This window comes from Bradyrhizobium sp. TM233, from assembly GCF_036247965.1.
GTDB classification, from domain to species: Bacteria; Pseudomonadota; Alphaproteobacteria; order Rhizobiales; family Xanthobacteraceae; genus Bradyrhizobium; species Bradyrhizobium ottawaense.
This window is the reverse complement of the sequence record NZ_BTIG01000007.1, coordinates 273,352-296,372: the sequence shown is the minus strand read 5'-3', so window position 1 is coordinate 296,372 and position 23,021 is coordinate 273,352. Positions and strand designations below refer to the sequence as shown.

The 23,021-nt window shown below is 65.0% G+C and carries 23 protein-coding genes; 22 read left to right on the top strand and 1 reads right to left on the bottom strand.

From position 1 onward, the window contains the following. The first annotated feature begins 1 nt into the window (after nucleotide 1). The 16 genes from AABA86_RS16045 (at nucleotide 2) to mmsB (ending at nucleotide 16,996) form a co-directional block, all read left to right on the top strand. A complete protein-coding gene (locus AABA86_RS16045; RefSeq protein WP_338307496.1) occupies nucleotides 2–757 on the top strand; it encodes an ABC transporter ATP-binding protein in 756 nt (251 codons plus the stop codon). After that, nucleotides 754–1,467 carry an ABC transporter ATP-binding protein gene (locus AABA86_RS16040; protein WP_338307495.1) on the top strand — a complete coding sequence of 238 codons (714 nt, stop codon included), beginning with the start codon at nucleotides 754–756 and terminating at the stop codon, nucleotides 1,465–1,467. Before AABA86_RS16045 ends, AABA86_RS16040 begins: the two co-directional genes overlap by 4 nt. 203 nt (nucleotides 1,468–1,670) lie before the next feature. Then, nucleotides 1,671–1,850, top strand: a complete 180-nt coding sequence (locus AABA86_RS16035; RefSeq protein WP_338307494.1) for a hypothetical protein — start codon at nucleotides 1,671–1,673, stop codon at nucleotides 1,848–1,850. Nucleotides 1,851–1,962: 112 nt separating this feature from the next. After that, nucleotides 1,963–3,021 carry a YeiH family protein gene (locus tag AABA86_RS16030; RefSeq protein ID WP_338307493.1) on the top strand — a complete coding sequence of 353 codons (1,059 nt, stop codon included), beginning with the start codon at nucleotides 1,963–1,965 and terminating at the stop codon, nucleotides 3,019–3,021. A 97-nt stretch (nucleotides 3,022–3,118) separates the two neighbouring features. Then, nucleotides 3,119–4,291 (top strand): fumarylacetoacetate hydrolase family protein, encoded by a 1,173-nt coding sequence (locus tag AABA86_RS16025; protein WP_338307492.1) that lies wholly within the window; start codon nucleotides 3,119–3,121, stop codon nucleotides 4,289–4,291. Nucleotides 4,292–4,710: 419 nt separating this feature from the next. Next, a complete protein-coding gene (gene ytfQ, locus AABA86_RS16020; protein WP_338307491.1) occupies nucleotides 4,711–5,676 on the top strand; it encodes a galactofuranose ABC transporter, galactofuranose-binding protein YtfQ in 966 nt (321 codons plus the stop codon). A gap of 117 nt (nucleotides 5,677–5,793) precedes the next feature. Continuing rightward, nucleotides 5,794–7,338 carry a sugar ABC transporter ATP-binding protein gene (locus tag AABA86_RS16015; protein WP_338307490.1) on the top strand — a complete coding sequence of 515 codons (1,545 nt, stop codon included), beginning with the start codon at nucleotides 5,794–5,796 and terminating at the stop codon, nucleotides 7,336–7,338. Further along, nucleotides 7,335–8,327 carry an ABC transporter permease gene (locus AABA86_RS16010; RefSeq protein ID WP_212248538.1) on the top strand — a complete coding sequence of 331 codons (993 nt, stop codon included), beginning with the start codon at nucleotides 7,335–7,337 and terminating at the stop codon, nucleotides 8,325–8,327. The genes AABA86_RS16015 and AABA86_RS16010 overlap by 4 nt, the downstream gene beginning before the upstream one ends. Continuing rightward, nucleotides 8,324–9,304, top strand: coding sequence for a galactofuranose ABC transporter, permease protein YjfF (yjfF, locus tag AABA86_RS16005; protein ID WP_338307489.1), 981 nt, complete (start codon nucleotides 8,324–8,326; stop codon nucleotides 9,302–9,304). The genes AABA86_RS16010 and yjfF overlap by 4 nt, the downstream gene beginning before the upstream one ends. After that, the gene (locus AABA86_RS16000; RefSeq protein ID WP_338307488.1) at nucleotides 9,301–10,077 is read left to right on the top strand and encodes a FadR/GntR family transcriptional regulator; all 777 of its coding nucleotides are present in this window, start codon (nucleotides 9,301–9,303) and stop codon (nucleotides 10,075–10,077) included. The genes yjfF and AABA86_RS16000 overlap by 4 nt, the downstream gene beginning before the upstream one ends. Beyond that, nucleotides 10,074–11,000, top strand: a complete 927-nt coding sequence (locus tag AABA86_RS15995) for a Gfo/Idh/MocA family protein (protein ID WP_338307487.1) — start codon at nucleotides 10,074–10,076, stop codon at nucleotides 10,998–11,000. The genes AABA86_RS16000 and AABA86_RS15995 overlap by 4 nt, the downstream gene beginning before the upstream one ends. A 2-nt stretch (nucleotides 11,001–11,002) precedes the next feature. Further along, entirely contained in the window at nucleotides 11,003–12,079 is a 1,077-nt protein-coding gene (locus AABA86_RS15990) for an aldose epimerase family protein (RefSeq protein WP_338307486.1), read from the top strand. Continuing rightward, entirely contained in the window at nucleotides 12,079–12,957 is an 879-nt protein-coding gene (locus tag AABA86_RS15985) for an SMP-30/gluconolactonase/LRE family protein (protein ID WP_338307728.1), read from the top strand. Before AABA86_RS15990 ends, AABA86_RS15985 begins: the two co-directional genes overlap by 1 nt. Before the next feature lie 72 nt (nucleotides 12,958–13,029). Next, entirely contained in the window at nucleotides 13,030–14,103 is a 1,074-nt protein-coding gene (gene chvE / locus AABA86_RS15980; RefSeq protein ID WP_338307485.1) for a multiple monosaccharide ABC transporter substrate-binding protein, read from the top strand. 128 nt (nucleotides 14,104–14,231) lie between these two features. Beyond that, nucleotides 14,232–15,809 carry a multiple monosaccharide ABC transporter ATP-binding protein gene (gene mmsA / locus AABA86_RS15975; RefSeq protein WP_338307484.1) on the top strand — a complete coding sequence of 526 codons (1,578 nt, stop codon included), beginning with the start codon at nucleotides 14,232–14,234 and terminating at the stop codon, nucleotides 15,807–15,809. Further along, nucleotides 15,806–16,996, top strand: coding sequence for a multiple monosaccharide ABC transporter permease (gene mmsB, locus AABA86_RS15970; protein ID WP_152103236.1), 1,191 nt, complete (start codon nucleotides 15,806–15,808; stop codon nucleotides 16,994–16,996). The genes mmsA and mmsB overlap by 4 nt, the downstream gene beginning before the upstream one ends. A gap of 11 nt (nucleotides 16,997–17,007) precedes the next feature. On the opposite strand, the gene AABA86_RS15965 is transcribed toward mmsB, so the two are convergent. After that, nucleotides 17,008–17,175 (bottom strand): hypothetical protein, encoded by a 168-nt coding sequence (locus AABA86_RS15965; protein ID WP_212248545.1) that lies wholly within the window; start codon nucleotides 17,173–17,175, stop codon nucleotides 17,008–17,010. A gap of 173 nt (nucleotides 17,176–17,348) precedes the next feature. Between AABA86_RS15965 and AABA86_RS15960 the strand changes: the two genes are divergently transcribed. The 6 genes from AABA86_RS15960 to AABA86_RS15935 all read left to right on the top strand — a co-directional run bounded on the left by AABA86_RS15960 (nucleotide 17,349) and on the right by AABA86_RS15935 (nucleotide 22,941). Beyond that, a complete protein-coding gene (locus tag AABA86_RS15960; protein ID WP_338307483.1) occupies nucleotides 17,349–17,927 on the top strand; it encodes a cytochrome c oxidase subunit 3 family protein in 579 nt (192 codons plus the stop codon). Continuing rightward, complete coding sequence (locus AABA86_RS15955) at nucleotides 17,927–18,187, top strand: cytochrome C oxidase subunit IV family protein (RefSeq protein WP_212248682.1); 261 nt, start codon at nucleotides 17,927–17,929, stop codon at nucleotides 18,185–18,187. The genes AABA86_RS15960 and AABA86_RS15955 overlap by 1 nt, the downstream gene beginning before the upstream one ends. Before the next feature lie 114 nt (nucleotides 18,188–18,301). After that, nucleotides 18,302–18,754 (top strand): c-type cytochrome, encoded by a 453-nt coding sequence (locus AABA86_RS15950; RefSeq protein ID WP_212248547.1) that lies wholly within the window; start codon nucleotides 18,302–18,304, stop codon nucleotides 18,752–18,754. Between the two features lie 37 nt (nucleotides 18,755–18,791). Continuing rightward, nucleotides 18,792–20,138 carry a cbb3-type cytochrome c oxidase subunit I gene (locus tag AABA86_RS15945; RefSeq protein WP_212248548.1) on the top strand — a complete coding sequence of 449 codons (1,347 nt, stop codon included), beginning with the start codon at nucleotides 18,792–18,794 and terminating at the stop codon, nucleotides 20,136–20,138. A gap of 63 nt (nucleotides 20,139–20,201) precedes the next feature. After that, nucleotides 20,202–21,011 carry a CbbQ/NirQ/NorQ/GpvN family protein gene (locus AABA86_RS15940; RefSeq protein WP_095426495.1) on the top strand — a complete coding sequence of 270 codons (810 nt, stop codon included), beginning with the start codon at nucleotides 20,202–20,204 and terminating at the stop codon, nucleotides 21,009–21,011. 10 nt (nucleotides 21,012–21,021) lie between these two features. Next, complete coding sequence (locus AABA86_RS15935; protein WP_338307482.1) at nucleotides 21,022–22,941, top strand: nitric oxide reductase activation protein NorD; 1,920 nt, start codon at nucleotides 21,022–21,024, stop codon at nucleotides 22,939–22,941. Nucleotides 22,942–23,021 lie beyond the last annotated feature (80 nt).

Genomic DNA, 23,021 nt, shown 5'->3' with positions numbered 1-23,021 from the left:
GATGCTGGAGATCCGCAACCTCGCAAAATCCTTTGGCGGCGTGAAAGCGACCAACGACGTCTCGCTGGATTTCCCCGACGGCTCGCTCACCGCGGTGATCGGTCCGAACGGCGCGGGCAAGAGCACCTTCTTCAACCTGATCACCGGTGCATTGAAGCCTGACACCGGAGAGGTGCTGCTCGACGGTGTCGACCTTGCCGGCCGCTCGCCGCCGGAGATCGTCCGTCACGGCATCGGCCGCGCCTTCCAGGTCGCGAGCATCTTCAAGTCGCTGACGGTGCAGGAGACCATGCTTGCCGCCGTCAGTGCCGACCAGCGCACCTCGGCAGTGCTGCACAAGCGCTTTCCTCTGCCGGAGACGCGCGATCGCGCCGAGCACGTGATGGAGCTGCTGGGCCTTGCCGGCAAGCGCCATCGCACGGCCGCGACGCTGTCGCATGGCGATCAGAAGCTGCTCGATATTGCCCTTGCGCTGGTGCTCGAACCGAAGGTGCTGCTGCTGGACGAGCCCACCGCCGGCATGGGCCCCGAGGAGCGCTGGCGCATGATCGACAAGGTGCGCGAGCTCTGGGAGACGCAAAAAATCACGGTCGTCTTCATCGAGCACGACATGGACATCGTCTTCAAGATTGCGCCAAAAATCGTCGTGCTCTGCTACGGCCGGATCCTCGCCACCGGCACGCCCGAGGAGATCCGCAACGACAGCGCCGTGATCGATGCCTATCTCGGCACCGAACATGCGGGAGCGGCCGCATGAGCGCTGTCGTCATCGAAGTTGCCGATCTCGACGTCTATTATGGCACCAGCCAGATCCTGTTCGGTGTCGGCCTCTCGGTGCGGCAAGGCGAGACCATGGCACTGCTGGGCCGTAACGGCGCCGGCAAATCCACGACCATGAAAGCGATCATGGGGCTGGCGCCGCCGCGACGGGGCAAAGTGAGCCTGCGCGGTGCTCTGATCTCTGGCCGGAAGCCGTACCATATCGCGCGCGCCGGTCTCGGCTTCGTGCCGGAGGATCGCCAGATCTTTCCGGAGCACACCGTCGAGGACAATCTCGTCATCGGAAAGAAGAGGGGGCCGGAGGGGCAGGACGAATGGCCGATCAAGCGCATCTATGAAGTCTTCCCGCTGCTGGAGCCGCTGCGCCATCGCATCGCCGGGCGTCTCTCGGGCGGCGAGCAGCAGATGCTGGCCATTGCGCGCACACTGATGGGCAATCCGGCGCTGTTGCTGCTGGACGAGCCGAGCGAGGGGCTCGCGCCGATCATCGTGCAGCGGATCGGCGAGCTGTTGCGGCAGCTTCGAAGCATCGGATCGACCGTGCTGATCGCCGAACAGAACATGCATTTCTGCCTGGGGCTCGCGAGCCACGCCACGGTCATCGACAAGGGCCAGATCGTCTATGCCGCCGGAATCGAGGAGCTGAAGGCCAACGACGCCATCCGCCGGCGTTATCTGGCCCTGTAGCGCAGCTCCGGTGCCCAAATAGGGCGGCAGAAGAAAACTATTGCCGCGAGACTGTCTTGCGGAAGGAGTTTCCCCTTCTCGGGTCAAAAACGCCAATCGCTTCCATTGCCGTTTAGGGCCGAAACGACGACATTCCGTTCAGAATTTGATGGATTGGCGTAGCCATGGAACGCACTGGATTTGAGCCATTTGGCGAGCAGCTGGTGTCCGCAGCGGACACCCAGCCGAAGTCGCGCGGGTCAAAGATCCTGCTGCGGGTGGGTACCGGCCTGTTCTGGTCGCTGGTCGCCGGCATCGTGCTTGCGCGTGCGGCCTTCTTCGAGCCCGGCGTCTATGACGGCTTCAGCCGCGTCGCCTCGCTGGCCAAAAGCCTGATCTTCTGAGGCGGTTTATTCCGGGTTGAGGACAGAACTTCCCCTCGGCCCTGATATGTCGAAAACTTATTTCCCAATCGGATGACCCTGCGTATAAATCTTTCTCCTCTGGGAGAGATTTGTGTCGCAGAATCAAGCATCCAGCCCGGCCGATGCCAAGCCGGCGACGGCCACTAGCCGCATCGTCGCGCTGATTCCCGGCATCCTCCTCTGCGTTCTGGTCGCCGGTGTCTCGGCCCTGCTCGAGCGGGCGGAGCTCGGCGTCTTCGAACATCCCTATGTCGAGGCGCTGGTGATGGCGATCCTCCTCGGGATGGCCCTGCGCAGCTTCTGGAAACCTGCGCCGCGCTGGCAGGCCGGCATCGCCTTCAGCGCCAAGCAGCTCCTCGAAGTCGCGGTCATGCTGTTGGGTGCCTCGATCAGCTTCGCCGCCATCGCGGCCTCCGGCGTCGCGCTGCTGGCGTCGATCGCAGCGGTCGTGGTGATTGCGCTCTGCGTCTCCTTTGGCATCAGCCGGATGCTGGGTCTGTCGACGCGGTTGTCGATCCTGATCGCCTGCGGCAACTCGATCTGCGGCAATTCGGCGATTGCCGCCGTGGCCCCGATCATCGGCGCCAACAATGACGAGATCGCATCCTCAATCTCCTTCACCGCGATCCTCGGCGTGATGATGGTGCTCGGCCTGCCGCTGCTGATTCCGCTGTTGCAATTGTCTGCCACGCAATACGGCATCCTCGCGGGCCTCACGGTCTATGCGGTGCCGCAGGTGCTGGCCGCGACGGTCCCGGCCGGGCTCGTCTCGACACAGATCGGCACGCTCGTGAAGCTGATGCGTGTGCTGATGCTCGGGCCGGTCGTGGTCGGCCTGTCGCTCGCCGCCTCGCGCTGGCAGAGCGATGCCAAGAAGACCCATGTTGGCTTCTTCCGCCTGGTGCCCTGGTTCATCCTCGGCTTTCTGGCGCTGGCGACCTTGCGTTCCCTCGAAATCGTGCCGGGCACGGTGGTTGGTCCGGTGACCAAGATCACGAGTTTTCTGACCGTGGTGTCGATGGCGGCCCTCGGTCTCGGCGTCGACGTGCGCGTGCTCGCCAATGTTGGCGGGCGGGTGACGGCCGCGGTGACGCTGTCCCTGATGCTGCTGCTCGGCATCAGCATCGCACTGGTGCATTGGTTCAAGTGAGCGGGCGCGCTCTCTGGACTTCCCCCGCCAGACGTTTATTGGTCTTCGCCAATGTGATCGGCTGCGGCTGATCTTTAAAAACAGCGAGGGCGCGGCCATGACGACGTTGACGGTGAAAGACCTTCTCCCCGAGGACGGAACACGCGGCACACTCGCCGGTCGCGTTTGGCTGCCGCAGGCGAACGGCCCGGCCGTGGTCGCCGTTCGTGGCGACGGCGTGTACGACGTCACCGCAAGATTTCCGACCATCAGCGCGCTCTGCGAGGAGGACAATCCGGCCAAGGCTCTTGGCCTGACCAAGGGCGAGCGCATCGGCGATCTCGATGCCATCGTGGCCAACACGGCGCCGGACCAGCGCGATCGCCAAAAACCGTGGCTGCTTGCGCCTGTGGACCTGCAGACGCTGAAGGCTGCCGGCGTCACCTTTGCCATCTCGATGCTGGAGCGCGTGATTGAGGAACGGGCCAAGGGCAACCCGGCCTCGGCCGAAGCGATCCGCAAGGAAGTGACGCGGCTGATCGGCGATGATTTGTCGAAGCTCAAGCCAGGCTCCGACCAGGCGATGCACCTGAAGCAGGTGCTGATCGATCAGAACGCCTGGAGCCAATATCTCGAGGTCGGCATCGGTCCCGACGCCGAGGTCTTCACCAAGGCACCGACGCTGTCCTCGGTCGGCACCGGCATGGATGCGGGCCTGCATCCGAAATCGACCTGGAACAATCCCGAGCCGGAGCTGGTGCTGTTCGTCTCCAGCCGCGGCAAGATCGTCGGCGGCGCGCTCGGCAACGACGTGAACTTGCGCGACTTCGAAGGACGCTCGGCGTTGCTGCTGTCGAAGGCCAAGGACAACAACGCGTCGTGCTCAATCGGCCCGCTGCTGCGGCTGTTCGACGACAGCTTTACGCTCGACGACGCGCGCAAGCTCGACATCAGCCTGAACGTGAAGGGAGCAGACGGCTTCGTTCTCGACGGCCATTCCTCGATCAGCAAGATCAGCCGCGATCCGACTGATCTGGTCGAGCAGACCATCGGCAAGGTGCATCAATATCCTGATGGCTTCGTGCTGTTCCTCGGCACGATGTTCGCGCCGGTCAAGGATCGCGATGCGCCGGGACAGGGCTTCACCCACAAGCGCGACGACATCGTCACGATCGCAGCGCCGCAGCTGGGCAAGCTCGTCAACCGCATGCGCACCAGCGACGAGTGCGAGCCCTGGACCTTCGGCATCGGTGCGCTGATGAAGAACCTGGCGCAGCGGAAGCTGATTTAGCGCTTCACGTCTCGCAGCTGACCTCCCACGCGAACGTCTATGAGGCCGTCATGCCCGGGCTTGTCCCGCCTGCGGGGCCGAAGCCCCTTCGGCGCGGCGAAGGCCCGGGCATCCACGTTCTTTGTCAGGCGAGGTAAGGCGTGGATGACCGGGACAAGCCCGGCCATGACGGTGTCCGTGGCTGGACCCACCTATAAACTGCCTTCATCTTCCCGTTGCATCGCTGGAACAAAATCGCGCTGGGCGTGTCATCTGGCTGCTCACAATCGCTGAGCCGCGATTTCCTCCAAATAGTCAAATAATATGACTAGTCGGAACCCATCTTCCGTGAAATAGTCCCTTCCGCCGCCTCAAAGGCCGGCCTGCGGGTGCCATGCTACCAATCGGCGCCCCGGATAACATCTTGGGAGACTCGCCTGATGATCCTCAAAGCCCTCTTTGCGGCCAGCGCCACGGCCGCCTTGCTGCTCGCGCTGCCGGCGACTGCCGCCGAGTTCACCATCGGCTTCTCGCAGATCGGATCGGAATCCGGCTGGCGCGCGGCCGAGACGTCGGTCTCCAAGCAGGAGGCCGCCAAGCGCAAGGTCAATCTCAAGATCGCCGACGCGCAGCAGAAACAGGAGAACCAGATCAAGGCGATCCGCTCCTTCATCGCGCAGAATGTCGATGCGATCTTCCTGGCGCCGGTGGTCTCTACCGGATGGGACTCGGTGTTGAAGGAGGCCAAGGAAGCCAAGATCCCGGTCGTGCTGCTCGACCGCGACATCGATCCCTCCGGCAAGGAGCTCTATCTCACCGCCGTGACGTCGGACAGCGTGCATGAGGGCGAGGTCGCCGGCGACTGGCTGGCCAAGACAGTCGGCGCCAAGGCCTGCAACATCGTCGAGCTGCAGGGGACGGTCGGCGCCAGCGTCGCCACCAACCGCAAGAAAGGCTTCGACACCGCCGTCGCCAAGCACGCGAACCTGAAGGTGGTGCGCAGCCAGACCGGCGACTTCACCCGCGCCAAGGGCAAGGAGGTGATGGAAAGCTTCATCAAGGCCGAAGGCGGCGGCAAGAACATCTGCGCGGTCTACGCCCACAACGACGACATGATGGTGGGCGCGATTCAGGCGATGAAGGAAGCCGGCCTCAAGCCCGGCAAGGATATCCTCACCGTTTCGATCGACGCGGTCCCCGATATCTTCAAGGCGATGGTTGCCGGCGAAGCGAACGCCACGGTGGAGCTGACGCCGAACATGGCCGGCCCAGCACTGGATGCCGTCGCAGCCTTCAAGGGCAAGGGCACGGTTCCGCCGAAGTGGATTCAGACCGAGTCCAAGCTCTATACTGCCGCCGATGATCCGCAGAAGATCTACGACAGCAAGAAGGGCCTCGGTTACTGAGGCGGGCGCCGCGCCGGACCGCTTCCGGTGGTCCGTCGCCCCCCTTCGAAACCGCTGCACGAACGACTAGGCTGGGTGTCCGCTTCAATGGCGGGCACCCGTGGGAGCGAATTTGCCATGCAGAACAGCCCCGATCCTGCTCTGCCCCTTCTTGAGGTGCACGGGATCAGCAAGAGCTTCGGCGCTGTGCGCGCGCTGCAGGAGGTCGACTTCACGCTGCGCGCCGGCGAGATCCATGCGTTGCTCGGCGAAAACGGCGCCGGCAAGTCCACGCTGATCAAGGTCGTCACCGGCGTATTCCCACGCGACGCCGGCATCGTCAGGATCGGCGGTGAAGAGGTCGCGCCGCGCTCGGCCAAGGCAGCGCTGGCAGCGGGCATTGCCACCGTCTACCAGGAGGTCAATCTGCTGCCGAACCTGTCGGTGGCGCAGAACCTGTTCCTCGATCGCCAGCCAATGCGCTTCGGCATCGTGCGCGAGGGCGAGATGCGCCGCCGCGCCAAGGCGCTGCTTGCGGAGTTTGGCCTCGATGTCGACGTTGCCGCGCCGCTCGGCAGCTATTCGGTCGCCGTGCAGCACGTCACCGCGATCGCGCGCGCCGTCGATCTCTCCGCGCGGGTGTTGATCCTGGACGAGCCCACCGCGAGTCTCGACCGTCACGAGGTCGAGATCCTGTTCGGCATCATGCGCCAGCTCGCGAAACGCGGCATCGGCATCGTCTTCGTCAGTCACTTCCTCGACCAGGTCTACGAGATCTCCGATCGCATCACCGTGCTGCGCAACGGTCGCCTCGTCGGCGAGCGCGAGACCGCCTCGCTGCCGCGCCTCGAGCTGATCCGGCTGATGCTCGGCCGCGAGTTGGCCGAGACCACCAGCGCGCGCGCATCAGTGGGCGAGCACAAAGCGCGCGAGGTCTGCGCGAGCTTCGAGAATTACGGCAAGGCCGGCTATGTCGCCCCGTTCAATCTCGAGCTGCGCCATGGCGAGGTCGTCGGTCTCGCCGGCCTGCTCGGTTCGGGACGCACCGAGACGGCGCGGCTGGTGTTCGGCGCCGAGCGCGCCGATGGCGGGAAGGCGAGGGTGGAAGGTGTGCCGGTGCGGCTACAGTCGCCTCGCGACGGCGTACGCCACGGCTTTGGCTATTGCCCGGAGGAGCGCAAGACCGACGGCATCGTCGCCGAGCTCACGGTGCGCGAGAACATCGTGCTCGCGCTCCAGGCCAAGCGCGGCCTGCATCGGCCGCTGTCGCGCCGCGAGCAGGACGAGATCGCGCGCCGCTACGTCAAGATGCTCGACATCCGTCCGCCCGATCCTGAACGCCCCGTCGGCCTGTTGTCCGGCGGAAATCAGCAGAAGGTTCTGCTGGCGCGCTGGCTTGCGACCTCGCCGCGGCTTCTGGTGCTGGACGAGCCGACCCGCGGCATCGATGTCGGCGCGCATGCCGAGATCATCCGCCTGATCCGCGAGCTCTGCGACGACGGCCTGTCGCTGCTCGTGATCTCCTCCGAGCTCGATGAGATCGTGACCTATTCCGACCGCGTCGTGGTGCTGCGCGACCGCGCCCATGTCGAGGAGCTCGCGGGCGAGGCGGTCGACGTCGGCAACATTCTCGCGGCCATTGCCGCCGATAGCGCCGCTGTTGCGCTTGAGGCCCACACATGACAGCGCTGTTGCCGCGCCGCGGCCTTGCCCAGATCCTCGCATTGATCGTCATCCTCGCGGTCGACCGTGTGGTGTCGCCGCAATTCTTCGACCTGCGCCTCCAGGACGGTCGTCTGTTCGGCAGCCTGATCGACGTGCTCAACCGCGGCACGCCGGTGGCGCTGCTGTCACTCGGCATGGTTCTGGTGATCGCGACGCGCGGCATCGATCTGTCGGTTGGCGCCGTCATGGCGATCGCGGGCGCGATCGCGGCGAGCCTCGCCGACACTCACAGTCTGGCCGTCGTTCTGGCGGCAGCGCTCGGCGCGGGCTTGATTTGCGGCCTGTGGAATGGCTTCCTCGTCGCGGTGCTCGGCATGCAGCCAATCGTGGCGACGTTGATCCTCATGGTGGCGGGCCGCGGCATCGCCCAGCTCATCACCGAGGGGCGCATCGTGACCTTCTCGTCGCCCGATCTGGTCTGGCTCGGCAATGGTGCCATTCTCGGCTTGCCCGTGCCGGTCGCGATTGCGCTCGGCATGCTCATCCTGACCGGCGCGGTGGTGCGTGGCTCCGCGCTCGGGCTCCTAATCGAGGCGACCGGCGGCAATGCGCGGGCGAGCGAGCTTGCCGGCGTCGGAACTCGTGCGATGATCCTGTCGGTCTATGTCTGGTGCGGCGTCTGCGCCGCGCTGGCCGGCGTGATCGCGGCGGCCGACATCATGGGGGCGGACGCGAACAATGCCGGCCTCTGGCTCGAGCTCGATGCGATCCTGGCCGTGGTGATCGGCGGCACCTCGTTGTTCGGCGGCCGCTTCAGCCTCGTGCTGGCCGTACTCGGCGCGCTGATCATCCAGACCATGAACACCGGCATCCTTTTGTCCGGCTATCCGCCGGAGTTCAACCTGCTGGTCAAGGCGGTAGTGGTGCTCACGGTGCTGTTGTTGCAATCGCCGAAGCTGACCGGTTTTGCCGGCATCGCTGCGCGGCTGCGGAGGACGAAGGCATGAGAGGTCTGCCGCCCGCCCTCATTACAGCGATCGTGCTGGTCGCGGGCTTCGCAGCCTGCGCGGTGCAGTTTCCGAGCATCGCCTCGACCCGCGTCGTCGGCAATCTCCTCACCGACAACGCTTTCCTCGGCATCGTCGCGGCCGGCATGACCTTTGTCATCATCTCCGGCGGCATCGATCTCTCGGTCGGCTCGGTGATCGGCTTCACGACGGTCTTCGTTGCGCTCGCGATCGAGCGCTGGGGCATGCCGCCGCTGGTTGCTTTCGTCGCCGTCCTCGCACTCTCGGCGGCCTTCGGTGCGGCGATGGGCGCGGTGATCCATGTCTTCGATCTGCCCCCCTTCATCGTGACGCTCGCCGGCATGTTCCTGGCGCGCGGCGCGAGCTTTCTGCTCTCCACCGAATCCATACCGATCACCGCGCCGGTCTATTCCACCGTGTCGGATTTCGCCTTGCGATTGCCGGGTGGAGGGCGATTGACGGCGATCGCGATCATCATGCTCGCGATCGTGACCGGCGGGGCGCTGCTGCTGCATCTCACCCGGTTCGGCGCCAATGTGTATGCGCTCGGTGGCAGCCGGACGACCGCGAGCCTAATGGGCGTTGCGGTCGGCAAGATGACCGTGAAGATCTACATGCTGTCGAGCCTGCTCGCAGGCATCGCCGGCATCGTGTTCTCGTTCTACACCAGCGCGGGCTATTCGCTCTCCGCTGTCGGCGTCGAGCTCGACACCATCGCCGCCGTCGTGATCGGCGGCACGCTGCTCACGGGCGGGCAGGGCTCGGTGATCGGAACCTTCCTGGGGGTGCTGATCCAGGGCCTGATCCAGACCTACATCAATTTCGACGGGACGCTGTCGAGCTGGTGGACCAAGATCGCGACCGGCGTCTTGCTGTTCGCCTTCATCGCGTTGCAGCAGGGACTGGTCGCGCTGGCGCGCCGGCCGTTGACGAAGAGCGCAGGAGCCGCCACATGACCTCGCGCATCGTTGTCATCCCGACGCGGCGGGCTCACTCCAACCATGCGGAGGTCGCCCGTTCGATCGGCGTCGACATCATCGCCGGCCGCTACGCGGAGGGCACGCGCCTGCCTGGCGATGCCGAGATGATCGCGATGTTCGGCGTGTCGCGGCCGGTGCTGCGGGAGAGCGTGAAGACCCTGGTCGCCAAGGGCCTGCTCACGACCAAGGCGCGCGTCGGCACCGTCGTGCGCGAACGCGCGGCATGGAACATGTTCGATGCCGACGTGCTGGCCTGGCATCTGGACGCCGGCATCGACAAGCGCTTCCTCAACGACCTCGCCGAGATCCGTCTCGCGGTCGAGCCGCGCGCGGCGATGCTGGCGGCCGCGCAGCGGTCGGAGGAGGATCTGGCCGAGCTTCGGCTCAGCATGGAGCGCATGCGGCTCGAAGCGTCCGACTCGGTCGGCTTTGCCGATGCCGACCTCGCGCTTCACGTCGCTGTGGCGCGCGCCTCCGGCAACCTGTTCATGCGCTCGATCGGCCACGTCATCGAGGCGGCCTTGCGCGCCTCGTTCCTGCTGAGCGCCCCGGTGGAATCGGCGGACCGCGACACGGTGCTGCTCTGGCACCAGAAGATCGTCGATGCGATCGCGGCGGGCGATGCGGACGCCGCATCGGAAGCGATGGTCTTCGTCATTCACAACGGCATGTACCGCCATGAAGGCACGGTCATCGAGACCGCGCCGGCCGAGGCGCTGCCATCCGTGCAGTCCGGAGAAAGATCGTGACTGAACTTCGTATCGCCATCGTCGGCTTCGGCAAGATCGCCCGCGACCAGCACCTCAGTGCAATCGCCGCCGTGGAGGGCGCGACGCTGACCGCAATTGCCAGCCGCAATGCCTCGCTGCCGGGATTGCCGCATTTCGCCACTATCGAGGAGTTGCTGGAAAAGGGGCCGCCGGTCGATGCTGTCTCACTCTGCACGCCGCCGCAGGTGAGACGCGCGCAGGCCGCCGCGGCGCTCGCCGCCGGCAAGCATGTCATGCTGGAGAAGCCGCCGGGCATCGGTGTCGCCGAGCTCGATCCGCTGATCGCGATGGCGGCGGAGGCAAAGCGAACGCTGTTTGCGACCTGGCATTCGCGCCATGCGCCGGCGGTCGAGCCCGCGCGACAATGGCTCGCTGAGCGACGCATCAAGTCGGTGCACATCAGCTGGAAGGAGGATGTTCGCGTCTGGCATCCCGGTCAGGGCTGGATCTGGGAACCAGGCGGCCTCGGCGTGTTCGATCCCGGCATCAACGCGCTGTCGATCCTGACCAAAATTCTGCCGAAGCCCGTGTTCGTCACTGCGGCCGAGTTGGCGTTTCCCGCCAATTGCCAGGCACCTATCGCGGCGAACCTGACGCTGACGGACATCGACGGCCTACCCGTCACCGCCGAGTTCGATTTCCGCCAGACCGGACCGCAGAGCTGGGATATCCTCGTCGAAACCGACCGAGGCCGGATGACTTTGTCCAGCGGTGGCGCACGGTTGGAGGTCGACGGCAAGGTGCTTGCCGAGGCGCCCGATGAGGAATATCGCGGGCTCTACCGGCGCTTCGTCGAGCTCGCGGCGACCGGCGCAAGCGACGTCGATCTGACGCCGCTTCGCCTCGTCGCCGACGCCTTCCTGCTCGGCAGGCGCACCGTCGTCGAACCGTTCGTGGATTAGACATGGCCGCATCAAAAATCACAAGAGACGCTTTCGGGACGCTGCCGGACGGCCGCGAGGTCGAACGCATCGTGCTGCGCGGTGAGGGCGGGTTCGAGGCGCGCGTCATCACCCATGGCGCGGTGTTGCAGGCGCTGATCGCGCCGGATGCCAAAGGCGGCCACGACGACGTCGTGCTCGGGCATGACGCGTTCGCCGGCTATCTCGCGGAGCGAAAGTTCTTCGGCGCCACCGTCGGCCGCTACGCCAACCGCATCGCCAAAGGACAGTTCTCGCTCGACGGCGAGACGGTGCAGCTTGCCGTCAACAATGGGCCGAATGCGCTGCATGGTGGCCTCGATGGATTCGACCGCAAGCTCTGGCAGATTGCGGAGATGGACGACGGCGCCGAGCCCGCGGTGACGCTCGTCTATACGAGCCCGCATGGCGAGGAGAATTATCCCGGCCGGCTCGATGTCCGCCTGACCTATCGCATCACCGGCCCAACCGAGCTGTCGCTGAGCATGGAGGCGCGGACCGACCGTCCCACCATCGTCAATCTGACCAACCATAGCTTCTTCAATCTAGAAGGCGCGACGTCGGGTATGCCCATTCTCGACCACAGACTGATGGTCGCCGCCGAGCATTTCCTCGCCATCGATCCCACCGCCATTCCGTTGCCCGAGCCGCCGCGTGCGGTTGCCGGCACGCCGTTCGACTTCCGCGAAGCTCGGTCGGTTGGCGAACGCATCCGGCGAAGCGACGAGCAATTGCAGAACGGCAGGGGCTATGACCACACCTACTGCCTCGGGCGCGACGGCAAGCTCGCGCTTGCTGCCCGGCTCGAGGCGCCATTTTCGGGGCGGATCATGGAGCTGTTCACCGACCAGCCCGGCCTTCAGGTCTATTCCGGCAACTATCTCGACGGCACGATTTCGGGGAAGGGCGGCAAGCTCATCCGGCAGTCGGACGCCATGTGCCTGGAGCCGCACATCTGGCCTGATGCGCCGAACCGGCCGGATTTTCCGAGCCCGCGCCTCGATCCCGGCCAGGTCTATCGCCATCACACGGTCTATCGCTTCGGAGTGAGGACGCCATGATGGAACAGGTCCCCATCTCCATTCTCTCGGACGATCCCTGCCATCTCGGCGAGGGCCCGACCTATGACGTGACCACCGATACGGCCTGGTGGTTCGATATCCGCGAGGGACGGCTGTTCGAGGCGCAACTCGGCAGCGGCAGCATCCGCGTCCATGCGCTCGGCCGGATGGCGAGCGCGCTCGGGCGCATCGATGCCGAGCGCCAGCTGATCGTCGCCGAGGACGGTCTCTATATCCGCAAGCTTGCCGATGGCGCCATGACGCTGTTCCTTCCGCTCGAAGCGGACAATCCCGCGACCCGCTCCAACGATGCCCGCGTGCATCAGTCCGGCACATTCTGGATCGGGACCATGGGCCGCAACGCGGAAGCAGGAGCGGGCGCGATCTACGCGTTTCATCGCGGCAAGATCTCGCTGCTGTTCCCCCGCATCAGCATTCCCAACTCGATCTGCTTTTCGCCGGATGGCGCCATTGGCTACTTCGCCGACACCGCGCGCGCGGTGCTCTACGCCGTGCCGCTCAATCCCGCGACCGGCCTGCCGCGCGGCGAGCCGGAGGTGTTGCTGCGCCACACCGGCATCGGCGGCCTCGATGGCTCAGTGTGCGATGTCGACGGTGAGATCTGGAATGCCTGCTGGGGCGCGAGCCGTATCGATGTCTATTCTCCGCAAGGCGAGCATCTGCGCTCACTGAGCGTGCCGGCGAAGCAAGCGAGCTGTCCCGCTTTCGTCGGTCCCGATCTGTCGCGCCTCCTCGTCACGTCAGCCTGGCAGGATATGGACGCGGCGGCGCGCGCCGCCGATCCGCAAGCCGGTTGCACTTTTCTATTGGAGGCATCCGCGCGCGGTCGCGCGGAGCCCGACGTCAAGCTCGCATAGGAGACCAGAGGCAGCCCACGACGAAGTTCTCGACGAAACAAAGAAACAGTCTGACACCCAAGGGAGTAAAACATGCTGAAACTGAAGACGACATTCCTCGCGCTGGCGCTGGCCGGCGCTGCGACGATGGCCACGGGCCTCACCGCCTCCGCGCAAGACAAGGCAACCGTCGGCATCGCGATGCCGACCAAATCGTCGGCGCGCTGGATCGACGACGGCAATAACATGGTCAAGGTGTTGAAGGAGCGCGGTTACAACACCGACCTGCAATATGCCGAGGACGACATCCCGAACCAGCTCTCGCAGGTCGAGAACATGGTGACCAAGGGCGCGAAAGCCCTGGTGATCGCCGCGATCGACGGCACCACGCTGTCCGACGTGCTCAAGCAGGCCAAGGCCAAAGGCATCACCGTGATCGCCTATGACCGCCTGATCCGCGGCACGCCGAACGTCGACTATTACGCGACCTTCGACAATTTCCAGGTCGGTGTGCTCCAGGCCGAGTCGATCGTGCAGGGCCTCGGTCTCAAGGACGGCAAGGGCCCGTTCAACATCGAGCTGTTCGGCGGCTCGCCGGACGACAACAATGCCTACTTCTTCTACAACGGCGCGATGAGCGTGCTTAAGCCCTATATCGACAGCGGCAAGCTCGTCGTCGCCTCGGGCCAGATGGGCATGGACAAGGTCGCGACGCTCCGCTGGGATGGCGCCACCGCCCAGGCCCGCATGGACAATCTGCTCAGCGCCTACTACGGCAACAAGAAGATCAACGCCGTGCTCTCGCCCTATGACGGCATCTCGATCGGCATCATCTCCTCGCTGAAGGGCGTCGGCTACGGCAGCGCCGGTCAGCCGATGCCGATCATTTCGGGGCAGGACGCCGAGGTGCCCTCGATCAAGGCGATGCTGCGCGGCGACCAGTATTCGACCATCTTCAAGGACACCCGCGATCTCGCCAAGGTGACCGCCGACATGGTCGACGCCGCGCTTGCCGGCAAGCAGGTCACGGTCAACGACACCAAGACCTATGAGAACGGCGTCAAGACCGTGCCGTCCTATCTGCTCAAGCCGGTGGTGGTCTACAAGGACAATTGGGAGAAGGTCCTGGTTGAGAGCGGTTACTACAAGAAGTCGCAATTCCAGTAGAGTTCTCGTGCCGTCGTTCCGGGGCGCCCGAAGGGCGAACCCGGAACCTCGAGATTCCGGTTCGATGCTTTGCATCGCCCCGGAATGACGGCGGAGGGATTCACGAAAGTTTCCAAGGACACGACGCCATGACCGCCATGCTGGAGATGCGCAACGTCAGCAAGAGTTTTGCAGGCGTCCAGGCGCTGCGCGACGTCAACTTCTCGGTTCATGCCGGCCAGATCCACGCGCTCGTCGGCGAGAACGGCGCCGGCAAGTCGACGCTGATGAAGGTGCTGAGCGGGGTCTACCCGCATGGCAGCTACGAGGGCACCATCGTCTTCGACGGTGAGGAGCGGCGCTTCCGCGACATCAACGATTCCGAGGCGCTCGGCATCATCATCATCCACCAGGAGCTGGCGCTGATCCCGCTGATGTCGATCGCCGAGAACATCTTCCTGTCGCATCCGCCGTCGAAGCTCGGCGTCATCGACCGCGACGAGGTCTACCGTCGTACACGTGAGCTGCTGGCACAGGTCGGCCTGAAGGAATCCCCGGACACCCTGATCACCGATCTCGGCGTCGGCAAGCAGCAGCTTGTCGAGATCGCGAAGGCGCTGTCCAAGCGGGTGCGGATGCTGATCCTGGACGAGCCGACCGCGAGCCTCAACGAGGCCGACAGCGCCGCGCTGCTCGAACGCCTGATGGCGTTCCGCGAGCAGGGCATCGGCTCGATCCTGATCTCGCACAAGCTCAACGAGGTCGCCAAGGTCGCCGACCACATCACCGTGCTCCGCGACGGCCGCACCGTCGACAGCATCGATTGTCGCGCCGAGCCGATCCAGGAAGACCGCATCATCCGCAGCATGGTCAATCGCGACATGGCTCACCGTTTCCCGGAGCGCAGCGTGAGGATCGGCGAGCCTGTGCTCGACGTCGCGAACTGGTCGGTCTATCACCCCATCCATCCCGAGCGGCAGGTGATCAAGAACGTCAGTTTCGGCGTCAGGCGCGGCGAGGTCGTCGGCATTGCTGGACTGATGGGCGCCGGCCGCACTGAATTCGCCATGAGCCTGTTCGGCCGTTCCTGGGGCAGCAATATCAGCGGCAGCATCCGGCTCGAAGGCAGAGACATGGTGCTGCCGAGCGTCGCGGCGGCGATCGACGCCGGCCTTGCCTACGTCACCGAGGACCGCAAGCAGCTCGGCCTGATCCTGGCCGACGACGTCCGCAAGAACATCACGCTCGCCAGCCTCGATCAGGTTGCACCCAAACGCGTGATCGACGACATCGCCGAGCTGAAGATCGCCAGCGACTATCGCACCCGCATGCGCATCCGCTGCTCCGACGTCTACCAGGAGACCGGCCAGCTCTCCGGCGGCAACCAGCAGAAGGTTGTGCTGTCGAAATGGCTGATGACCGACCCAAAGGTGCTGATCCTGGACGAGCCGACAAGGGGCATCGACGTCGGTGCCAAATACGAGATTTACTGTATCATCAACGAGCTGGCGGAAGCCGGCCGCGGCGTCGTGGTGATCTCCTCGGAGATGCCCGAGCTGCTCGGCATCTGCGACCGGATTTGCGTCATGAACGACGGCGCCTTCGTCGGCGAGTTCAAGGGTGCGGACGCGACGCAGGAAAAGATCATGCGCGCCATCATGCGCAACGAACGAAACATTGGGAACGCCGCGCCCGCGGCCGCGGAAATGGGAGGAATGCAGCCATGACCGACAAGACGGTATCGCTGCCCGAGGAGCGCCGGCACGGCAGCTTCATCAAGAACAATTTGCGCAACTACGGCATGCTGATGTCGTTGATCGCGATCATGCTGTTCTTCCAGGTCATGACCGGCGGCACGCTGTTGCAGCCGCTCAACCTGACCAACCTGGTGCTGCAGAACAGCTACATCGTCATCATGGCGCTCGGCATGCTGCTGGTCATCGTCACCGGCCATATCGACCTGTCGGTCGGCTCGGTCGCCGGCTTCGTCGGCGCGGTCGCCGCCGTGCTGATGGTGACCTACAAGATCGATTACACGCTCGCCTTCATCGCCTGCCTGTTGCTGGGGGCGGCGATCGGCGCGGCGCAGGGCTATTGGGTGGCCTTCTTCGGCATTCCGTCCTTCATTGTGACCCTGGCGGGCATGCTGGTGTTCAAGGGCCTCGCGCTCGCGGTGCTGCAGGGGCAGTCGCTCGGCCCGTTCCCGGCGACCTTCCAGAAGCTGTCGTCGGGCTTCATTCCGGAACTGCTGCCCGAAGCCGGCACGCTGCATCCGACCTCCATGCTGATCGGTGCCGTGCTCGCGCTCGGGCTCGTCTATGCCAGTGCCAAGGGCCGTTCGCGCGAGCAATCGCATGGCATCGAGGTCGAGCCCTACGTGTTCTTCCTGGGGAAGAGCGTTCTGCTCGCCTGCGCCGTGCTCTATTTCACCTATCTGATCGCCTCGCATCGCGGCCTGCCGAACGTGCTGGTCATCATGACCGCGTTGATAGCGCTCTATGGCTTCGTCACCCGGCGCACCGTGATCGGCCGGCAGGTCTACGCGGTGGGCGGCAATGCGAAAGCCGCAAAACTGTCGGGCATCAAGACGGAACGGTTGACCTTCCTCACCTTCGTCAACATGGGTGTGCTCGCCGCGCTTGCCGGCCTCGTCTTCGCCGCGCGCCTCAACACCGCAACGCCAAAGGCGGGATTGGGTTTCGAGCTCGACGTCATCGCTGCCTGCTTCATCGGCGGCGCCTCGGCCTATGGCGGGGTGGGGCGCGTCGGCGGCGCCGTGGTCGGCGCCATGATCATGGGCGTGATGAACAACGGCATGTCCATCCTCGGCATCGGCATCGACTATCAGCAGGTGATCAAGGGCCTGGTGCTGCTGGGAGCGGTGTGCATCGACGTGTATAACCAGCGCAGGTAGCCGCAACGGCGCTACGGCAGCGGTGTTTGCGTCGTGAACAGCACCGCCGCGATCGCGACGGAGAGGGTCACCGCCGATACGGTGGCCACGGTCGACAGCACTCCCATTCGCCGCAGCGTGATGGCGAACGCGATGATGATGGGGGTCGCGGTCATCAGCCCGATTTGTGCATCGCTCATTGCATCGCTCGCCGTTTTGCGGAACCGCCGGATGCATCCACCCTATGGCGGCGCCGCGGGCGGGACGTTGCGATAGCGCAAACCCGCTTCTGGCCAGTTGCACTATTTGTCCGGCGACAAAGTTGGAATCGCGCCGGTGGGATATCTGTCCGGCGTCTTGATGCGGAAGTCAGATGTCGGCGACGGATTGCGAACAACAGGGAACCGGCTGGGGAATTCTGGAAGATCTTCCCGGCGATCCCATGATCTGGGTGCTGATCTTCAGCGAGCTTGCCGCCTTCGGCCTGTTCCTCGGTGCTTTCGTCATCGCGCGTGTGCTTCACCCGGCGGTCTTCGCGGCCGGTCAGGCCAGTCTTGATGCGCATCTGGCGGGAATCAACACCATCGTGCTCGTGACCAGCGGCTGGGCCGCCGCGCGCGCAACGGCAGCTGCACGGGCGGGCGAAAGCCGGCGTGCGCGCGGCTGGCTGTTCGGCGCCATGGCCCTTGGCGGCGTCTTCATCGCGGTCAAGCTGTTCGAATATGCCGGCGAGATCGCGTTAGGAAACGGCCTGGAGACCAGCCCGTTCTTCACGCTGTATTTCCTCCTCACCGGCTTCCACCTCCTGCATGTCGGCCTCGGCATCGTGATTCTGGCAGTAGTTTCCCGGGGTGCCCGGGCGGCGGGCGTCGAGACCGGAACCGCTTTCTGGCACATGGTCGATCTGCTCTGGATCGTCATGTTTCCCATCATCTATCTGGTGCACCCGTGATTCCCGATCGTCTCGACATCACCTGGATCGTGTTGATCGGCCTTGCGCTCGCGACCATTCTGATCCCGCCGCTGGTGTCGCGCCCCTTGTTCGCCAATGCCCTGCTGCTGACGTTCGCCGCTCTCAAGGGCCGACGTATCGTGCTCGATTTCCTCGATCTTCGCTCAGCGCCGGCACTTTGGCGCGGCATCGTCAGCGCCTGGGTCTTCATCGTGGTGCTGTTTGCCTGGCTCGCATCCGCCGTCGTCGCCCTGATCTGACTGGCGGTTGCGCATCGTCGCGCTGCTTGCGCTTCGTCAAAGAGTGATCCCAGGCGATCGGCAATAAATCGCAGGATCGCATCTTTCTCAGGAATCAAACGGAAAGGATTGGCAATGGCTGAACGCCTGACCAAGTCGGCCGCTCGAAATGTCTTCTACGGCGGTTCGGCCTTCTTCTTCGCCATTTTCATAGGGCTGACGGCGCACAGCCATTACTACATGGCCACAACGTCCACGGACGCGAAGACGCTGACGTCGTCGGTCGCCCGCGGCAAGCATGTCTGGGAGAAGAACTCCTGCATCAATTGCCACACGCTGCTGGGCGAGGGCGCCTATTTCGCCCCCGAGGTCGGCAACGTCTGGGATCGCTGGGGCGGCAACGAGGATCCGGCCGCCGCGCGCGAGACGCTGAAGGCCTGGATGCAGTCGCAGCCCTCGGGCGCGGAGGGCCGCCGCCAGATGCCGCAGTTCAACCTGACCGACCAGGAACTCAACGATCTCGCCGACTTCCTGCAATGGGCCAGCACGATCAAGCGTCAGAGCTGGCCGCCGAACAAGGCCGGCTGAGCACAGCTTTCCTCTTTCAAGACAGAGAGAACCCGAGATGAAGTACCAAACCCAGAAAGTCGCGATGCTGTATTTCTACGGCGCGCTGACCTTGTTCCTGGCCCAGGTCCTGTTTGGCCTGCTCGCCGGAACCATCTACGTCCTGCCCAATACCCTGTCGGTCATCCTGCCGTTCAACATTGTCAGGATGATCCATACCAACGCGCTGATCGTATGGTCGTTGATCGGCTTCATGGGCGCGACCTACTATCTGCTCCCGGAGGAGACCGAGACCGAGCTGTACAGCCCGCTGCTGGCGAAGATCCAGTTCTGGATGTTCTTCGGCGCAGCCGGCGTCGCTGTGGTCGGCTATCTCTTCCACTACCACGAGGGCCGCGAGTTCCTCGAACAGCCCTTCATCATCAAGGTCGGCATCGTCGTCGTCTGCCTGATGTTCCTGTTCAACGTCACGATGACGGCGCTGAAGGGCCGCAAGACCACGGTCACCAACATCCTGTTGTTCGGCCTGTGGGGCGTTGCGATCTTCTTCCTGTTCGCCTTCTACAACCCGGCGAACCTTGCCGTCGACAAGATGTACTGGTGGTACGTCGTCCATCTCTGGGTCGAGGGCGTCTGGGAGCTGATCATGGCCTCCGTGCTCGCCTATCTCATGATCAAGCTCAACGGCATCGATCGTGAGGTCGTCGAGAAGTGGCTCTACGTCATCATCGGCCTTGCCCTGTTCTCGGGCATTCTCGGCACCGGCCACCATTTCTACTGGATCGGCGCGCCCGGTTACTGGCAGTGGATCGGCTCGCTGTTCTCCACGCTCGAGGTTGCGCCGTTCTTCACCATGGTGATCTTCACCGTGCAGATGACCTGGAAGGCCGGCCGCAAGCATCCGAACCGTGCCGCGCTGTTGTGGTCGGTCGGCTGCTCGGTGATGGCGTTCCTAGGGGCCGGCGTCTGGGGCTTCCTGCACACGCTGTCCTCGGTGAACTACTACACCCACGGCACGCAGGTTACCGCCGCGCACGGCCATCTCGCCTTCTTCGGCGCCTATGTGATGCTGAACCTGTCGGTGATGGCCTATGCGATCCCGCAGATCAAGGGACGTGCGCCCTACAATCAGTGGCTCTCCATGACGAGCTTCTGGATCATGTGCACGGCCATGATGACCATGACCTTCGCGCTGACCTTTGCCGGCGTGGTCCAGGTCCACCTGCAGCGCGTGCTCGGCCAGAGCTACATGGACGTGCAGGACCAGCTCGCGATGTTCTACTGGGTCCGGCTCGGCTCCGGTGTGTTCGTCGCGATCTCCGCGCTGATGTTCGTCTGGGCCGTGCTGGTGCCGGGCCGCGAGAAGCAGGCGACCATTCCCGCCGCGCTGCAGCCGGCCGAGTAAACGAGAAAGGGCGGCCGCGGTTCGCTGCGGCCGCCTGCTTCCTGGAAAATCCGGAGAGACATCATGAAAGCTGCCCTTCACACGGTGACCTCGGCGCCCGAGCTGCCGGCCTATGTTCCATCCGGAAACGAATGCGAGCTTTTCGAGCATGCCTGGCGACGGCGTCTGCCGGTTCTGCTCAAGGGGCCGACCGGCTGCGGCAAGACGCGCTTCGTCGCGCATATGGCGGCGCGGCTGGGCCTGCCGCTTCATACCGTCGCCTGTCATGACGATCTCACCGCCGCCGATCTCACCGGCCGCTATCTGCTCAGGGGCGGCGACACCGTGTGGACCGATGGTCCGCTGACGCGCGCCGTGCGCGAGGGCGGCATCTGCTATCTCGACGAGGTCGTGGAGGCCCGCAAGGACGTCACCGTGGTGCTGCATCCTCTGACCGACGACCGCCGCATCCTGCCGCTGGAGCGGACCGGTGAGGAGCTGGTGGCGCCGAACAGCTTCATGCTCGTGGTCTCTTACAACCCCGGTTACCAGACGCTGCTGAAGGCGCTGAAGCCATCGACGCGGCAACGCTTCATCGCCATCGAATTCGGCTTCCTGCCGCCCGAGCAGGAGATCGCCGTCGTGTCCGCCGAAAGCGGACTGTCGCCGGAGCGCGTGCGGCCGCTGGTGGGGCTGGCTGGCCGGCTGCGCGCGCTCAAGGGCCACGATCTGGAGGAGGGTGTCTCGACCCGGCTCGTGGTCTATTGCGCGACCCTGATTGCCGCGGGCACGCCGATTGCCGATGCCGTGCTGGCCGGCATGATCGAGCCACTGACCGACGATTCCGACGTGAAGGCTGCGCTGCTGGACGTCGCACGCGCCGTCATCGGGTGAGGCCGCGCCCATGCTCGACTTCCTCGAACTGGAGGAGACGGTCGGCCGCGCCTGGCACAGGATGGTCGGCGGCACCGCGAGCTATCCGGTTCACGATGATCACGCCGTTGCACTGACCGAGGTGAGAGGGCGGCTCGCGGTGATGTTCCGCGCGCTCGGCGGCGAGACCGGGGTGCAGATTGCAAGCGCAGGCGCGCGAAAATCGGGGCACCGTCTCGGCTGGCGGCAGCGCATCGGCCTCGGAGACGAGCGCCTCGAGCAGCCGGGTCGCGATGCCGCGACCATTTTCCTGCCCGATCGCATCTCGATCTTTCCCGACCGCGCGTTGAATGCGGCGCTCTATCGTTGGCTTGCGGCGTGGTTCGCGGCCGCGCCGATCGAGGCGATCACGGAAGCCGATCCGCTGCGGCGGGACCTTCTGGTGTTGCGCCGGGCAAGTGAGACGGCGGTCTGGGTGCTCACGCAATTCCCCGGGCTTGTCGCCGAATACGCCCAGCTCGCCGCAGCAACGGCCGAGGCCCGGCCTCGTCGCCCGTTGCCGCGCATCGAGCAGGAGGTCGAGCAGATCGTTTTGGCCCTGCTCGGCGCCGGAAAGGCGCCTGCGGGCGGACTGTGGCCGGCGATGATGGGAACGGGCCCGCTGCCGGACAAGGCGCCGCCGGGCTATCATTCGATCCTGCCGTGCCCGCTCTGGGGGGATTGCTGGACGCGCGAGCTGTCGCCCGCACATGCCGGCGAGGACGAGTGCGCGCCGGGGGCCGAGCCCGAGGCCCAGGACAATCGCAAGCGCTTTGCCGTCCGCGAGCGCGAGGACAATGCCAATCGCCGCGATCCTTTCGTGCTCAACCGCTTCGAGAAGATCCTCGCGATGGCCGAGATGGTCAATGTCGACCGTCCGGCCGATGACAGCGAGGACGAGGATGCGCAGAAGGCGGCCGACGATCTCGAGGAGATCACGCTCAGCCGCCGCACCGGCAAGCCGGCGAGCCGGTTCAAGTTCGACCTCGACCTGCCGCCGGAGGCCCTCGATGCATCGCGGCTGAACGCGGACCTCACCTATCCCGAATGGGATTACCGCAGCGGCTCCTATCTGCCCGATCATTGCCGCGTACTGGCGGGTGCGGCCTCCGAGCACGGTGAGAGCTGGACGCCTGACGACGCCATGCGCCGGCACATCCGTCAGGTGCGCCGCCGCTTCGAGGTGTTGCGGCCGCGCCATGAATTGATGCGCGCTCAGGCTGACGGACACGACCTCGATCTCGACGCGCTGGTACGTGCGCGGTGCGATCTCCGCGCCGGCAGCGGGGGCAGCGGTCTCGATCGCATCCACGTCGCGATGCGCCCGCAAGGGCACGATCTCGCGGTCACGCTGCTCGTCGACGTCTCGCTGTCCACGGATGCCTGGGTCGACGGCTACCGCGTGCTCGACGTCGAGAAGGAGGCGCTGCTGGCGCTCGCCCATGGGATTTCGGCCTGCGGTGATCACCACAGCATCCTCACCTTCACCTCGCGCCGGCGCTCCTGGGTGCGGCTCGAGACGGTCAAGGCCTTCGGCGAGCCGATGAGCGGGACGGTCGAGCGCCGCATCGGCGCGCTGAAGCCCGGCTATTACACGCGGATCGGCGCGGCGGTGCGCCACGCCGCGGCCGAGCTCGCCCGCCAGCCGCAGCGCAAGAAGCTGCTGCTCGTCCTCACCGACGGCAAGCCGAACGACGTCGACCATTACGAGGGCCGCTTCGCGCTCGAAGACACCCGCAAGTCGGTGCAGGAGGCTCGCCGGCTCGGCATCGCCGCCTTCGGCGTCACGGTGGACGCAACCGCGCAATCCTATTTCCCGACCCTGTTCGGCCGTGGCGGCTATGCCATCGTCGGGAACATCAAGCGGCTGCCCGCGGCGCTGCCGGCGATCTACCGGCAGGTCGCGCACTAATCCGGTCGCGCACTCATCCGGCGCGCCCCGCGGCGCCCGGTCCTCCGGTGAGCTATTGCTCATACAGTGAGTATATGATC